Source organism: Enterobacter cloacae complex sp. 2024EL-00227, from assembly GCF_043945315.1.
Taxonomy (GTDB): Bacteria; Pseudomonadota; Gammaproteobacteria; order Enterobacterales; family Enterobacteriaceae; genus Enterobacter; species Enterobacter roggenkampii.
The window spans coordinates 174423-189898 of sequence record NZ_JBIMQP010000002.1 but is presented as its reverse complement, the minus strand read 5'-3'; the positions used below and the strand labels follow the sequence as shown (position 1 = coordinate 189898).

General features: G+C 57.4%; 12 protein-coding genes. 6 read left to right on the top strand and 6 right to left on the bottom strand.

Annotated features, from left to right (window positions below; all coding sequences use genetic code 11):
- Positions 1-102 precede the first annotated feature (102 nt).
- Complete coding sequence (gene pepN / locus ACHH0Z_RS03940) at positions 103-2715, top strand: aminopeptidase N (RefSeq protein WP_045406757.1); 2613 nt, start codon at positions 103-105, stop codon at positions 2713-2715.
- Positions 2716-2765: 50 nt separating this feature from the next.
- Here the strand turns inward: pepN and ssuB are convergent, their stop codons facing one another.
- Genes ssuB through ssuE form a run of 5 tightly spaced genes read right to left on the bottom strand, consistent with a single transcriptional unit; the run spans position 2766 to position 7006 of the window.
- The gene (gene ssuB / locus ACHH0Z_RS03935) at positions 2766-3536 is read right to left on the bottom strand and encodes an aliphatic sulfonates ABC transporter ATP-binding protein (RefSeq protein WP_045406755.1); all 771 of its coding nucleotides are present in this window, start codon (positions 3534-3536) and stop codon (positions 2766-2768) included.
- Positions 3533-4324, bottom strand: a complete 792-nt coding sequence (gene ssuC, locus ACHH0Z_RS03930; protein WP_025912947.1) for an aliphatic sulfonate ABC transporter permease SsuC — start codon at positions 4322-4324, stop codon at positions 3533-3535. Before ssuC ends, ssuB begins: the two co-directional genes overlap by 4 nt.
- A 9-nt stretch (positions 4325-4333) precedes the next feature.
- Positions 4334-5479, bottom strand: a complete 1146-nt coding sequence (gene ssuD / locus ACHH0Z_RS03925; protein ID WP_045334777.1) for an FMNH2-dependent alkanesulfonate monooxygenase — start codon at positions 5477-5479, stop codon at positions 4334-4336.
- Complete coding sequence (locus tag ACHH0Z_RS03920) at positions 5476-6438, bottom strand: sulfonate ABC transporter substrate-binding protein (RefSeq protein WP_021240863.1); 963 nt, start codon at positions 6436-6438, stop codon at positions 5476-5478. Before ACHH0Z_RS03920 ends, ssuD begins: the two co-directional genes overlap by 4 nt.
- Positions 6431-7006: an NADPH-dependent FMN reductase gene (gene ssuE, locus ACHH0Z_RS03915; RefSeq protein WP_045406753.1), complete on the bottom strand. Its 576-nt coding sequence runs from the start codon at positions 7004-7006 to the stop codon at positions 6431-6433. The genes ACHH0Z_RS03920 and ssuE overlap by 8 nt, the downstream gene beginning before the upstream one ends.
- 249 nt (positions 7007-7255) lie before the next feature.
- Here ssuE and pyrD point away from each other — a divergent pair, with 249 nt between their 5' ends.
- Together pyrD and zapC are read left to right on the top strand one after the other, a co-directional pair.
- Complete coding sequence (pyrD, locus tag ACHH0Z_RS03910) at positions 7256-8266, top strand: quinone-dependent dihydroorotate dehydrogenase (RefSeq protein ID WP_008499939.1); 1011 nt, start codon at positions 7256-7258, stop codon at positions 8264-8266.
- Positions 8267-8432: 166 nt separating this feature from the next.
- Positions 8433-8975, top strand: coding sequence for a cell division protein ZapC (gene zapC / locus ACHH0Z_RS03905; protein ID WP_021240861.1), 543 nt, complete (start codon positions 8433-8435; stop codon positions 8973-8975).
- Here zapC and ACHH0Z_RS03900 read toward each other — a convergent pair.
- Entirely contained in the window at positions 8972-10081 is a 1110-nt protein-coding gene (locus ACHH0Z_RS03900) for a YcbX family protein (protein WP_045406751.1), read from the bottom strand. The two genes, zapC and ACHH0Z_RS03900, sit on opposite strands and share 4 nt — an antisense overlap.
- A gap of 98 nt (positions 10082-10179) precedes the next feature.
- On the opposite strand from ACHH0Z_RS03900, the gene rlmKL reads away from it, so the two are divergent.
- From rlmKL to pqiA, 3 genes are read left to right on the top strand one after another with little or no spacing between them, the layout of a single operon-like run.
- Complete coding sequence (gene rlmKL, locus ACHH0Z_RS03895; protein ID WP_021240859.1) at positions 10180-12288, top strand: bifunctional 23S rRNA (guanine(2069)-N(7))-methyltransferase RlmK/23S rRNA (guanine(2445)-N(2))-methyltransferase RlmL; 2109 nt, start codon at positions 10180-10182, stop codon at positions 12286-12288.
- 12 nt (positions 12289-12300) lie between these two features.
- Positions 12301-14208: an ABC transporter ATP-binding protein gene (locus tag ACHH0Z_RS03890; RefSeq protein ID WP_008499935.1), complete on the top strand. Its 1908-nt coding sequence runs from the start codon at positions 12301-12303 to the stop codon at positions 14206-14208.
- Between the two features lie 13 nt (positions 14209-14221).
- Entirely contained in the window at positions 14222-15475 is a 1254-nt protein-coding gene (pqiA, locus tag ACHH0Z_RS03885; RefSeq protein ID WP_008499934.1) for a membrane integrity-associated transporter subunit PqiA, read from the top strand.
- Position 15476: the final 1 nt, after the last annotated feature.

Sequence of the window (15476 nt, the reverse complement as noted above, 5' to 3'; positions counted from 1 at the left end):
AAAAAGGTATTGACCCTGAAAAGATGAACATTCTGCATAGCGCGTTTTGCGCAACAGGAATATATTGAAACGTTACTCGACAAACGATGCATAAGGTTTTCTATGACACAACAGCCACAAGCCAAATACCGCCACGACTACCGTGCGCCGGATTATCTGATTAGCGAAATCGATCTGACTTTTGACCTGGATGCCACTAAAACCGTTGTCACGGCGGTGAGTCAGGTGACGCGCCACAGCGCAACTGCTGTGCCGCTGCGTCTGGATGGCGAAGACCTGACGCTGGTCTCCCTGCATATTAATGATGAAGCCTGGTCAGACTATAAAGAAGAAAACAACCAGCTGGTCATCGACAACCTGCCGGAACAGTTTACGCTGCGCATCGTGAATGAAATCAGCCCGGCCGCCAACACCGCGCTGGAAGGGCTTTACCAGTCAGGCGTGGCGCTGTGTACCCAGTGTGAAGCGGAAGGGTTCCGCCACATTACCTGGTATCTCGACCGCCCGGACGTCCTCGCGCGCTTCACCACCAAAATCATCGCCGATAAAACCCTGTATCCCTTCCTGCTCTCCAACGGCAACCGCGTAGGCGAAGGCGAGCTGGAGAATGGCCGTCACTGGGTTCAGTGGCAGGATCCGTTCCCGAAACCGTGCTACCTGTTTGCGCTGGTGGCAGGGGACTTCGACGTGCTGCGCGACACCTTCAAAACGCGCTCAGGCCGCGAAGTGGCGCTGGAGCTGTTTGTTGACCGTGGTAACCTGGACCGCGCGCCGTGGGCGATGACCTCGCTCATCAACTCCATGAAGTGGGACGAAGAGCGCTTTGGCCTCGAATATGACCTCGACATCTATATGATCGTTGCCGTTGATTTCTTCAACATGGGCGCAATGGAGAACAAAGGCCTGAACGTCTTTAACTCCAAATACGTGCTGGCGCGCACCGATACCGCCACCGATAAAGATTATCTCGATATCGAACGCGTCATCGGCCACGAATATTTCCACAACTGGACCGGTAACCGCGTCACCTGCCGCGACTGGTTCCAGCTGAGCCTGAAAGAGGGCCTGACCGTCTTCCGTGACCAGGAGTTCAGCTCCGATCTGGGTTCACGCGCGGTGAACCGCATCAATAACGTGCGTACCATGCGCGGCCTGCAGTTTGCGGAAGATGCCAGCCCAATGGCGCACCCGATCCGTCCGGATAAAGTCATCGAAATGAACAACTTCTACACCCTGACGGTGTATGAGAAAGGCGCTGAAATTATCCGCATGATCCATACTCTGCTGGGTGAAGAGAATTTCCAGAAAGGGATGCAGCTCTACTTCGAGCGTCATGACGGCAGCGCGGCCACCTGCGACGATTTTGTGCAGGCAATGGAAGATGCTTCTAATGTCGATCTTTCCCACTTCCGCCGCTGGTACAGCCAGGCCGGTACGCCAGTTGTTACCGTCAAAGACGACTACAATCCGGAAACCGAGCAGTACACGCTGACCATCAGCCAGCGCACGCCGCCGACGGCAGAGCAGGAAGAGAAATACCCGCTGCATATTCCGTTCAGCATTGAGCTGTACGATAACGAGGGCAAAGTCATTCCACTGCAGAAGGGCGGCCACCCGGTACACCACGTGCTGAACGTGACCCAGGCCGAGCAGACCTTTATCTTCGATAACGTCTACTTCCAGCCGGTGCCTGCGCTGCTGTGTGAATTCTCCGCGCCGGTGAAGCTGGAGTACAAGTGGAGCGATCAGCAGCTGACGTTCCTGATGCGTCACGCCCGCAACGACTTCTCCCGCTGGGATGCGGCGCAAAGCCTGCTGGCGACCTACATCAAGATCAACGTAAACCGTCACCAGCAGGGTCAGCCGCTGTCGCTGCCTGTTCACGTGGCTGACGCGTTCCGCGCGATCCTGCTGGATGAGAAGATTGACCCGGCGCTGGCCGCTGAAATTCTGACCCTGCCGTCAGCAACGGAAATCGCGGAGTTGTTCGAGATTATCGATCCGATCGCGATCGTGGCGGTGCGTGAAGCGCTGACCCGTACGCTGGCTGCTGAACTGGCGGACGAGTTCCTCGCCATTTATAACGCCAACAAGCTTGACGCTTATCGCGTTGAGCATGCGGACATTGGTAAACGTTCTCTGCGTAACACCTGCCTGCGCTATCTGGCGTTTGGTGAAACCGAGCTGGCGAACACCCTGGTGAGCAAGCAGTATCACGAGGCGGATAACATGACCGACGTGCTGGCCGCGCTGGGCGCAAGCGTTGCCGCCGAACTGCCGTGCCGCGATGCGCTGATGCAGGAGTATGACGACAAGTGGCATCAGGATGGTCTGGTAATGGATAAGTGGTTCATCCTGCAGGCGACCAGCCCGGCGGCCGATGCGCTCAGCAAGGTGCGCAGCCTGCTGAAGCATCGTTCCTTTACCCTGAGCAATCCAAACCGTGTGCGCTCGCTGATTGGCGCGTTTGCCAGCAGCAACCCGGCCGCATTCCACGCCGAAGACGGCAGCGGTTATCAGTTCATGGTGGAAATGCTGACCGAGCTGAACAGCCGTAACCCGCAGGTGGCGTCGCGTCTGATAGAGCCGCTGATCCGTCTGAAACGCTACGATGAGAAGCGTCAGGCGAAGATGCGTGCCGCGCTTGAGCAGCTGAAAGGGCTGGAAAACCTGTCTGGCGATCTGTACGAGAAGATTGCTAAAGCGTTAGCGTAATAAAAGTTTACCCTCCCTCTCCCTGTGGGAGAGGGCCGGGGGTGAGGGCATCAGGCATTAGCCTTAGCTCGCTGTAACTCCGTGCTCCCGCGTTTCATCACCCGATCCAGCACTTCTGCCTCCAGCTCCGCCAGGCTTGCCGAGCCCACGCGACGAGGCCGGGGAAGATCCACCGTCAAATCCAGACCGATTTTTCCTTCCTCTATTAACAGCACCCGGTCGGCCATTGCGACGGCTTCGCTCACGTCATGCGTCACCAGCAGTACCGTAAAGCCGTGCGTCTGCCAGAGGGAACCAGTCAAATCCTGCATTTCGATTCGCGTCAGGGCGTCGAGCGCGCCCAGTGGTTCATCGAGCAAGAGCAGGCCCGGACGGTGAATCAACGCCCGCGCCAGCGCCACGCGCTGCTTCTGCCCACCCGAAAGGGCAGCAGGCCATTCATCGGCGCGATTTTCCAGCCCAACGGCGGCCAGCGCCTGGCGGGCTTCATCCCGCCAGTTACCCTTAAGACCGAGCCCGACATTGTCGATAACCGATTTCCACGGCAGCAGGCGTGCATCCTGGAACATCATGCGGGTATCGCCCTGAATATTCGAAAGCGGCGTCGTTCCTGCCAGAATGTCGCCGCCGTTGGGGGCTTCCAGTCCGGCCAGCAGCCGTAGCAGCGTACTCTTGCCGCCGCCGCTGCGCCCGACTACGGCCACAAACTGTCCGGCGGGAATATGCAGATCCAGCCCGTTAAGAATGGTGTTATCGCCGTAGCGTTTGGTGACACCGTTCAGCAGTAACGGGGTCCCCTGATTCAGTCGTGCAGTATTCATGCTTTCGCCTCCTGAAGGGTATAGGCCGGATTCCAGCGCAGCCAGCTGCGCTCCAGCCACTGGGCGCTGACGTCGGCGAGTTTGCCGAGCAGGGCGTAAAGGATAATGGCTACTACCACCACGTCCGTTTGCAGGAATTCGCGGGCGTTCATCGCCAGATAACCAATCCCGGAGTTAGCTGAGATGGTTTCCGCCACAATCAGCGTCAGCCACATCAGGCCGAGCGCGAAACGCACCCCGACCATAATGGAGGGCAGGGCGCCCGGCAGAATCACGTGAACAAAGAGGGAAAAACCCGATAAGCCGTAGCTGCGCGCCATCTCCACCAGACCACGATCGATATTGCGGATGCCGTGCCAGGTGTTGATGTAAATCGGGAACAGCGTGCCCAGCGCCACGAGGAAGATCTTGGCGCTCTCATCAATCCCAAACCACAGAATGACCAGCGGGATCAGCGCCAGATGCGGCACGTTGCGCAGCATCTGGATGGAGGTATCCAGCAGCCGCTCGCCCCAGCGTGAAAGGCCGCTCACCAGACCCAGAACCAGCCCGATACTGCCGCCGATGGAAAACCCGATCGCGGCGCGCCAGGAGCTGATCGCCAGATGCTGCCACAGCTCTCCGCTGACGCTCAGCGACCAGAACGCTTCTACAACGCCCTCCGGAGATGGCAGAATGCGGCTCGACAGCCAGCCGGTGGACGATGCGAGCTGCCAGAACGCCACAATGCCGACGGGTAAAAACCACGGCGCGGCGCGCAGCAGCCATTTTTGTGAGGTGGCAGACATGGTCCCTCCTTAGCTCTGTGCGGCTTTGCGTGGAATAAATTCGTTTGCCACGGCTTCGCCCTGCAGCTGGAGCGGCTGCGGCTGCGGAACCTCCGGAATGGCGACATCAAGATGCGGGAACAACAGCTCGCCGACCTTGTACGCCTCTTCCAGGTGCGGATAACCGGAGAGAATAAAGCTGTCGATACCCAGTTCGGCGTATTCATTGATGCGCGCGGCCACGGTCGGGCCGTCGCCGACCAGCGCCGTACCCGCACCGCCGCGCACCAGACCGACGCCCGCCCACAGGTTCGGGCTGATCTCCAGATTCTCGCGCTTGCCGTTGTGCAGGGAGGCCATCCGGTGCTGCCCGACAGAGTCGGTTTTGGCAAACGCGGCCTGCGCCTTTGCGATGGTCTCGTCGTCCAGATGGGAAATCAGGCGGTCAGCGGCCTGCCAGGCTTCATTATTGGTTTCACGCACAATCACGTGCAGGCGGATACCGAAGCGCACCTTGCGGCCATGGGCGGCCGCTTTCGCGCGGACCTGAGCGATTTTTTCTTTCACCAGCTCAGGCGGTTCGCCCCAGGTCAGATAGAGGTCGACCTGCTCCGCCGCCAGATCCTGGGCTACATCCGACGACCCGCCAAAATAGAGCGGCGGGCGCGGCTGCTGCACCGGCGGGAAGTAGAGCTTCGCGTCGCGAACGTGAATATGCTTGCCTTCAAAGGTGACGGTTTCCCCTTCCAGCAGGCGTCGCCAGACGCGGGTGAATTCGGCGGAGGCCTCATAGCGTTCGGTATGGTCGAGGAACACGCCGTCGCCCGCCAGCTCCTGTGGATCGCTGCCCGTCACCAGGTTAAACAGGGCGCGGCCGTTGGACAGCCTGTCCAGCGTGGCCGCCTGACGTGCCGCCACGGTAGGGGAGACGACGCTCGGGCGTAACGCGACAAGGAACTTCAGGCGCTGGGTGACCGGGATCATCGACGCGGCGACCAGCCAGGCATCTTCACATGATCGTCCGGTCGGGATCAGCACCCCGGTGAAACCGATTCGGTCCGCCGCCTGTGCAATCTGCTGCAGGTAGCCATGGTCAACCGGGCGTGAACCCTCTTCTGTACCAAGATAGTGTCCATCACCGTGGGTGGGTAAAAACCAGAAAAGATTCAGACTCATGATTTAGCTCCTTCTTTGCCTGCGGGTTGCCAGATGCGTTCGCGAATAGTGACCTGTTTTGGAACCAGGCGGTTTTGATAGAAGAGGTCAGCCGTTTGTTGCTGAAGTGCGGCGACGTGTGCGTCCACCGGCGTAATGGTGGTCGGCGGACGGTGGTTGAGATAGCTCGCGATCACCGGCTCAGGTAAGCCCATGGTTTTCGCCAGCAGGGCAATGCTCTCCTGACGCTGGCTCTGAGTCAGGGCATCGGCCTGGGTAAAGGTATCCAGCACGCCCTGAATAAATGCGCCGTTCTTTTCCGCATAAGGGCGCGCGGCCAGATAGAACGAGCCGGTCTGCTTCAGCGTGGTACCGTCTTTCAGCACGCGAACGCCACCCTGCAGCAATGCGGCGGAGTAGTACGGGTCCCAGATGGCCCAGGCATCAACGTTCTTCTGCTGGAACGCGGCGCGCGCGTCGGCAGGTGTCAGGTAAACGGGCTGAATGTCGGTGAACTTAAGCCCGGCCTCTTGCAGAGCGCGTAGCAAAAGGTTGTGTGAGCTGGATCCCTTCTGGAAAGCGACCTTATGGCCTTTAAGATCGGCGACGCTTTTAATGTCGCTGTTTTCAGGCACCAGAATGACTTCGGCCTTAGGCTTTGGCGGCTCAACGCCAACGTAGAGGAGGTCCGCTCCCGCGGCCTGGGCGAATATAGGTGGGATATCGCCCGTGCTGCCGAGATCGATACTGCCCACGTTCAGGGCCTCCAGCATCTGCGGGCCGGCAGGGAACTCCACCCAGGAGAATTTGGTATCCGGGAAGCGTTTTTCCAGGAGCTGGTGGCTTTTTGCCAGCACCATACTGACGCTGCCTTTCTGATACCCGATGCGTAAACTTTCCGGAGCCGTTTCTGCGGCATGGGCCAGCGAGGTAAGCGCCATCAAACCGGCCAGTCCGATGCGGGTTAACGTTTTAAACATGTGCGACTCCTTGAGGCCGACTAAACGCCGGGGCCTGGATATCCCGGCGATGCAGGGCATGCCAGAACGTTTCCAGAGCGTTATCGAGGCGGGTTTGCAGGTTAGGCGTAAAGTGGGGTTTGTGCTGATAGTCGATGACCTGCGAGTCATCGGCGAAAACGCCGTGGAGGATCTCCTGCGCTTTCAACGCGTTCAGCACCGGCTTCAGGGCATAATCCACGGCCAGTAAATGGGCAACCGTACCGCCCGTTGCCAGCGGCAGCACCACCTTGCCGTCCAGCGCACGTTCCGGAAGCAGATCGAGCAGGGTTTTCAGCGCCCCGGAAAAGGAGGCCTTATAGATGGGCGTTGCGACGATCAGGCCGTCCGCGCCGTTAAGTTGCTCAATGAGGGTTTTCAGCGCAGGGCTGTCGAAACGGGCGTAGAGCAAATCTTCAGGTTCGAAGTTATGCAGGTTCCAGTGGCACACTTCCACATCCAGAGCATTCAGTTTTTCACGGGCATATTCCAGCAGGGCGCTGGAGCGCGAAGGGAATCGTGGACTTCCGGCCAGGGTAATGACGCGCATACTTCCTCCTTATAACTAATTGTTTGCTTTTATCTAACATTCATAACAATTTTAAGGAGTGTGACACCGCGCGTTTATTCCACTAAATGATTTATCTGCAATTAAAATGCAAAAAAGTGCATAACAAATGGACGGGGAGGTAAACGATTGCGTTTTACGCGGTTTTTTTTGCCGCAGGTCAATTCCCTTTCGCGATGGGATCGCCCATAATCCCCTCCCGGTTTGCACACCGGGAATCCAGGAGAGTTCATGTACTACCCCTTCGTTCGTAAAGCCCTTTTCCAGCTCGACCCTGAGCGCGCTCATGAATTTACATTCCAGCAATTACGTCGTATTACCGGCACGCCTCTGGCCGCGCTGGTGCGTCAGCATGTGCCGGTAAAACCTGTGCAGTGCATGGGGCTGACTTTTAAAAATCCGCTGGGTCTGGCGGCCGGTCTGGACAAAAATGGCGAGTGCATTGATGCCCTGGGCGCGATGGGCTTTGGCTCCATTGAAATCGGTACCGTCACCCCGCGCCCGCAGCCGGGAAATGACAAACCGCGCCTGTTCCGACTGGTGGAAGCCGAAGGGCTGATCAACCGCATGGGCTTCAACAACCACGGTGTTGATCACCTGGTCGAGAACGTAAAAAAAGCCCACTTTGACGGAATACTGGGCATCAATATCGGCAAAAATAAAGACACGCCGGTCGAGCAGGGTAAAGATGACTATCTGATTTGTATGGAAAAAGTCTACGCCTATGCCGGTTATATTGCGGTGAATATTTCCTCACCCAATACCCCGGGCCTGCGATCCTTACAATATGGTGAAGCGCTGGACGATCTTCTGAGTGCCATTAAAAATAAGCAAAATGAACTCCAGGCGATCCACCACAAATATGTTCCGGTCGCGGTTAAGATCGCCCCGGATCTTTCTGCCGAAGAATTGATCCAGGTTGCCGACAGTTTGGTTCGCCATAATATTGATGGTGTAATTGCGACCAATACCACGCTCGATCGTTCCCTCGTGCAGGGAATGAAAAACTGTGACGAAGCGGGTGGGTTAAGTGGCCGTCCGGTGCAATTAAAAAGCACCGAAATTATTCGCGCCCTGTCTGCGGAATTAAATGGCCGCCTGCCGATTATTGGCGTCGGCGGCATTGACTCCGTGATTGCTGCGCGTGAGAAGATGGCGGCGGGTGCGTCACTGGTGCAAATCTATTCCGGCTTTATTTTTAAAGGACCGCCGCTGATTAAAGAAATCGTTACGCATATCTAATCTTTTCTCGTAATCAGACAACCGGGGCTTTATTTCCAGCCCTGGTTGTTTTATATTCCGTCACTGTTGCTTATTTAGACATTATAGTCTTTTATTAATGGTGTTATAAACGAAGCGGCAAACAGGACATTTTTAGTACAGGACGTTTCGGGGACGGGAGAGAAGCATGCGAATTAAACCTGACGATAACTGGCGCTGGTATTTTTGCGACGAGCATGACCGAATGATGCTCGACTTAGCCAATGGCATGTTGTTTCGCTCTCGTTTTGCCCGCCGAATGTTAACCCCGGACGCTTTTTCCCCGTCAGGCTTTTGCGTTGACGACGCTGCGCTTTATTTCTCCTTTGAGGAAAAATGTCGCGATCTGATGCTCTCGAAAGAGCAGCGAGCCGAGCTGGTATTAAATGCGCTGGTGGCTATCCGTTTCCTGAAGCCGCAAATGCCAAAGAGCTGGCATTTCCTGCCGCACGGCATGAACTGGACCCCGGCAACGGGCGATGCGGCCAGCGTCAACCTGAGCGATACCGCAGAAGAGGTGAGCCTGCTGGTGGTGGAGCCAGGCGAAAATGCCGCGCTCTGCCTGCTGGCCCAGCCTGGCGTGACGATTGCCGGGCGGACGATGCAGCTCGGGGATGCCATTAAGGTCATGAACGACAGGCTGAAGCCCCAGCTTCGCGTGGATGCCTTCAGCCTCGAGCAGGCGGTTTAAGCTTCCAGCTGTACGGACGTTTTCGGTACGCAGCTACAGCACAGAATTGTGCCGTCATTTCCAATTGCCGACTTTTTCAACGCACTCACTTCGCCATCCACCAGTCTGATACGACAGCATCCGCAAATGCCCGCGCGGCAGGAATAGGGTATGCGGATCCCCGCTTGTTCCAGCTGCTCAAGCAGTACCTGCTGGTTGTTACCCCGGATGACGTTGCCCTGCCAGTGAATATCTACCGCAGAGGCGACGTTCGTCTCAACGTCGACAAGCTCCTCCTCCTGACCCGAGCCGTACACTCTTGCTGGTCCACGGGTAAGAATTTCGACCTCATCGCCGACGCGGATCGCGCCGCTGGAGCGTGGGATCAGGTTCTGGCCGAAATCGACATCGCCATTATCCTGCGCGGTGCGGAATGATTGCAGGGTTTTCAACGGTTCGCCGGAAGGATGCTTCTGGCCTTTCTCCGGGCTTACCGTGGTGAAAATGCAGCGGCTGCAGGGCTTCACCACGTCAAAAATGACGCTGCCAATGCGGATCACTTTCCAGGTATCTTCGTCCCAGGCCTCGGCACCCGTCACCACCAGGTTCGGACGGAACTGTTCCATCTGAACGCTGGCTTTGCAGCGGCCTTGTAAATCGCGCAGCGAGGCTTCGTTCGTCAGCAGGAACGGGAAGCCATCGGCGAAGGAGAGGGGAACGGCGTCGTGTCGCTTCACGCGACGCGTCAGTTCAGGTCCAACCCACCGCAGCTGCACGTCGCGGGAGAAGAAGCCGCTTAACCAGCGGTTAATTTCATCCGGGGCGATGCGCGCGGTAAAGTGGTTCCCCCACACTTCCGTTGGCGCATCGACGGGCGCAAAATCAGCAAAGCGAATCACCGCGCTGGAACCGTCCGGCGCGGTAAGATGCAAACCGTCGTGAAGCGGGGAAGGGGTAAAGCGAACCATCTGAGGGAACTGGCGTGCGGTAATAAACGTACCGTCAGGCTCGGTGACCATAAAAATGCGATCGAAGGCGAATCCGCTCATGTCGGCCAGCGCGTGAGAGACGCCGATGCCGCGCATGGATTTCACCGGATGAATAAAAAGCCTGGATAACGTCGCCACTGCACACTCCCTCGAATGAAAATAAGCCTTCAACTTTATGACATACACGCCATATTAGCTATAATGCGCGACAATTTTCTAAGAGTAAAAGTGACGATATGAATTCTCTGTTTGCCAGTACGGCCCGTGGGCTGGAAGAGCTGTTAAAAACTGAACTGGAAAGCCTGGGTGCACAAGAGTGTCAGGTGGTTCAGGGTGGTGTCCATTTTGAGGGCGACACGCGGCTTATTTACCAGAGCCTGATGTGGAGCCGCCTGGCGTCGCGCATCATGCTGCCGATGAAGGAGTGCAAGGTTTATAGCGACCTTGACCTCTACACCGGCGTACAGATGATCGACTGGACAGAGATCTTCACCCCGAATGCCACCTTTGCGGTCCATTTCAACGGCGTGAACGACGAGATCCGCAACAGCCAGTACGGTGCCCTGCGCGTAAAAGACGCCATTGTGGACTGCTTTACGCGTAAAAATAAGGAACGTCCGAACGTCGATCGTGAAAACCCGGATCTGCGTATTAACGTCTGGCTGAACGGCGACACGGCGAGTATCTCTCTCGATCTAAGCGGCGCGGGCCTGCACCTGCGCGGCTACCGCGATCGTACCGGCATGGCACCCATCAAAGAGACCCTGGCGGCCGCCATTGTGATGCGCTCCGGCTGGCAGCCGGGCACGCCGCTGCTCGACCCGATGTGCGGTTCCGGTACCCTGCTGATTGAAGCGGCCATGCTGGCCACCGACCGCGCCCCGGGACTCCATCGCGGCCAGTGGGGCTTCAAAGGCTGGGCGCAGCACGATGAAGCGCTCTGGAAAGAGGTCAAAGACGACGCGCAGACCCGCGCACGTAAGGGGCTGGCGGAATATACCTCTCATTTCTACGGCTCCGATAGCGACCCTCGCGTCATTGAGCGCGCGCGCAGCAACGCCCGCCGTGCCGGTATTGGCGAGCTGGTCACCTTCGAAGTAAAAGACGTGGCGAACCTGACCAACCCGCTGCCAAAAGGCCCGTACGGTACCGTGATCAGCAACCCGCCATACGGCGAACGTCTCGACAGCGAACCGGCGCTGATTGCCCTGCACAGCCTGCTGGGCCGCAACATGAAGGACCACTTCGGCGGCTGGAACCTGTCTCTGTTCAGCGCCTCGCCGGAACTGCTGAGCTGCCTGCAGCTGCGCGCCGACCGCCAGTTTAAGGCGAAAAACGGCCCGCTGGACTGCGTGCAGAAAAACTACCATCTGGCGGAGAAGGCGGCCGACAGCAAGCCGTCCGGCGTGGCGGAAGATTACGCTAACCGTCTGCGCAAGAACCTGAAGAAATTTGAGAAGTGGGCGAAGCAGGAGGGCATTGAATGCTACCGCCTGTATGATGCCGACCTGCCGGAGTACAACGTGGCGGTTGACCGCTACGCGGATTGGGTGGTGATTCAGGAATATGCGCCGCCGAAAACCATTGATGCGCAAAAAGCGCGTCAGCGCATGCTGGACGTTATTGCCGCCACCATCGCCGTGCTGGGTATTGCGCCAAACAAGCTGGTGCTGAAAACCCGCGAGCGTCAGAAAGGGAAAAATCAGTACCAGAAGATGGGCGAGAAGGGCGACTTTATCGAAGTGGGCGAATATAACGCCCGCCTGTGGGTCAACCTGACCGACTATCTGGATACCGGCCTGTTCCTCGACCACCGTATCGCCCGCCGCATGCTGGGCCAGATGAGCAAGGGCAAGGACTTCCTGAATCTCTTCTCCTATACCGGCAGCGCCAGCGTGCATGCGGGTCTGGGCGGCGCGCGCAGCACCACCACGGTGGACATGTCCCGTACCTATCTGGAGTGGGCGGAGCGCAACCTGCGTCTTAACGGCTTAACCGGACGTCAGCATCGTCTGATGCAGGCTGACGTGCTGGGCTGGCTGCGCGACACCGACGAGCAGTTTGACCTGATCTTTATCGATCCGCCGACCTTCTCCAACTCCAAGCGTATGGAAGATAGCTTTGACGTTCAACGCGATCACCTGCGCCTGATGACCGACCTGAAGCGCCTGCTGCGTAAAGGCGGCACCATTATGTTCTCGAACAACAAACGCGGCTTCCGTATGGATCATGACGGCTTAGCAGCCCTGGGACTGAAAGCACAAGAAATCAGCCAAAAAACGCTGTCTCAGGACTTTGCCCGTAACCGTCAAATCCATAACTGCTGGTTGATTACCGCGGTCTGAAAGGAAAAATAAATGTCTTTAATTAGTATGCACGGCGCGTGGCTCTCCTTCAGCGACTCACCGCTTCTCGACAATGCAGAGCTGCACATCGAAGATAACGAGCGCGTCTGTCTGGTGGGCCGTAACGGCGCGGGTAAATCCACGCTGATGAAAATCCTTAACCGCGAACAGGGCCTGGATGACGGGCGCATTGTTTACGAACAGGATCTGATTGTCTCCCGCCTGCAGCAGGATCCACCGCGTCACGTGACCGGCAGCGTGTACGATTTCGTGGCGGAAGGGATCTCCGAGCAGGCTGAATACCTGAAGCGCTATCACGAGATTTCGCATCTGGTGATGACCGATCCGAGCGACAAAAACCTCAACGAACTGGCAAAAGTGCAGGAGATGCTCGATCACCACGGTCTGTGGCAGCTTGAAAACCGCATTAATGAAGTGCTGGCGCAGCTCGGGCTGGAACCCGACATGGAGCTGTCGGCGCTCTCCGGCGGCTGGCTGCGTAAAGCGGCCCTGGGTCGTGCGCTGGTCAGCGGGCCGAAGGTGCTGCTGCTGGACGAACCGACGAACCACCTTGATATCGAGGCGATCGACTGGCTGGAAGGCTTCCTGAAAACCTTCAGCGGCACCATCATCTTTATCTCGCACGACCGTTCGTTTATTCGCAATATGGCGACGCGTATTGTCGATCTCGACCGCGGCAAGCTGGTGACCTATCCTGGCGATTACGACACCTATCTGCTGGAGAAAGAAGAAAATCTGCGCGTGGAAGAGCTGCAGAATGCGGAGTTTGACCGCAAGCTGGCGCAGGAAGAAGTCTGGATCCGCCAGGGCATCAAAGCCCGCCGTACCCGTAACGAAGGCCGCGTGCGCGCCCTGAAGGCGATGCGTCGCGAGCGCAGCGAACGCCGTGAAGTGATGGGCAGCGCCAAAATGCAGGTTGAAGAGGCGTCCCGTTCCGGCAAGATTGTCTTTGAAATGGAAAACGTTAACTATCAGGTTGACGGTAAAGTGCTGGTGAAAGACTTCTCGGCACAGGTTCAGCGCGGCGACAAAATCGCCCTGATTGGCCCGAACGGCTGCGGTAAAACCACGCTGCTGAAACTGATGCTCGGCCAGCTGCAGGCCGACAGCGGCCGCATTCACTGCGGGACCAAGCTGGAGGTCGCCTACTTCGACCAGCACCGCGCGGAGCTGGATCCGGACCGTACGGTGATGGACAACCTCGCCGAAGGCAAGCAGGAAGTGATGGTGAACGGCAAGCCGCGCCACGTGCTGGGCTACCTGCAGGACTTTCTGTTCCATCCGAAGCGCGCCATGACGCCGGTGCGCGCGCTGTCAGGCGGTGAGCGCAACCGTCTTCTGCTGGCGCGCCTGTTCCTGAAGCCAAGCAACCTGCTGATCCTCGATGAACCGACCAACGATCTGGATGTCGAAACGCTGGAACTGCTGGAAGAGCTGATTGACGGTTATCAGGGCACCGTGATGCTGGTCAGCCACGATCGTCAGTTCGTTGACAACACCGTGACCGAGTGCTGGATCTTCGAAGGTGAAGGGCGAATTGGTCAATATGTCGGCGGTTATCACGATGCAAAAGGGCAGCAGGCACAGTCGCTGGCGACGAAGCAGTCAAAGTCCAAAATAAGTTCTGAACCTGCTGTAACAAAAGCAGAAACTGTCAAGAAAACCTCGGCTAAACTAAGCTATAACCTGCAGCGCGAACTGGAGGGGCTACCGCAGCGTCTTGAAGAGCTGGAGGCTGCGCTTGAGGATCTGCAAAAACAGGTTGCTGATGCGTCATTCTTTACCCAATCGCATGACTATACTCAGAAAGTATTGGCTGAAATGTCCGCGGCTGAAAAAGCCCTGGAAGACGCCTTTGAGCGCTGGGAGTACCTTGAGTCTCTGAAAAACGGCGCATAAACAGGGATAACATATGTGTGACCAGCACCATGCCGACAGGCATATTTTATGCTCGCAATGCGATATGCTCGTGGCGTTGCCAGAGCTTGGTCACGGACATAAAGCCCTGTGTCCACGCTGTGGCGCGACGTTGACAACCGAGTGGGACGCGCCGCGGCAGCGTCCTACTGCTTACGCGCTGGCAGCACTGTTCATGCTGCTGCTCTCTAATCTCTTCCCCTTCATCTATATGAAGGTGGGGGGGATCACCAGTCAGGTGGATCTGCTTGAAATCCCGGGCGTGATGTTCTCGGAAGATTACGCCAGCCTGGGGACCTTCTTTCTCCTGTTTGTCCAGATAGTCCCGGCTTTTTGCCTGGTCGTCATCCTTTTGCTGGTGAACCGCGTCAGGATGCCGGCACCGCTGAAAATCCGACTTGCGCGTATTCTGTTTCAGCTCAAAAGCTGGGGGATGGCGGAGATCTTTCTGGCGGGGATCCTGGTCAGTTTCGTGAAGCTGATGGCGTACGGCGACGTGGGGATTGGCAGCAGCTTTATTCCCTGGTGTCTGTACTGCGTTCTGCAGCTGCGCGCTTTCCAGTGCGTGGACAGACGCTGGGCGTGGGATGATATCGCCCCGGCACCGACGCTTGCGCAGACGGTGAAGGTCGGCGTGCCCGGCATTCGTCAGGGGCTTCGCTCGTGCCCGTGCTGTACCGCCGTGCTGCCCGCCGATCTCGACGTTTGTCCGCGCTGCGAAACGAAAGGGCACGTGCGCCGTAAAAATAGCCTGCAGTGGACGATGGCGCTGCTGGTCACGTCCGTCATGCTGTATCTGCCAGCCAATATTCTGCCAATCATGATCACCGATTTGCTCGGCGACAAAATGCCCTCGACGATCCTGGCCGGGGTGATACTGCTCTGGGGCGAAGGTTCCTATCCGGTCGCTGGCGTCATCTTTATCGCCAGTATTATGGTGCCCACCTTAAAAATGATCGCCATCGCCTGGCTCTGTTGGGATGCGAAAGGTCATGGGAAACGCGACAGCGAACGCATGCACCTGATTTATGAAGTGGTCGAGTTTGTCGGACGCTGGTCAATGATTGACGTGTTTGTCATCGCCGTTCTCTCTGCGCTGGTGCGGATGGGCGGTTTGATGAGTATTTATCCTGCGATGGGGGCTTTAATGTTTGCACTGGTCGTGATCATGACCATGTTTGCGGCCATGACCTTCGACCCTCGTTTATCGTGGGATCGTGAGCCTGAATCAAGCCATGAGGAAGAGTAAG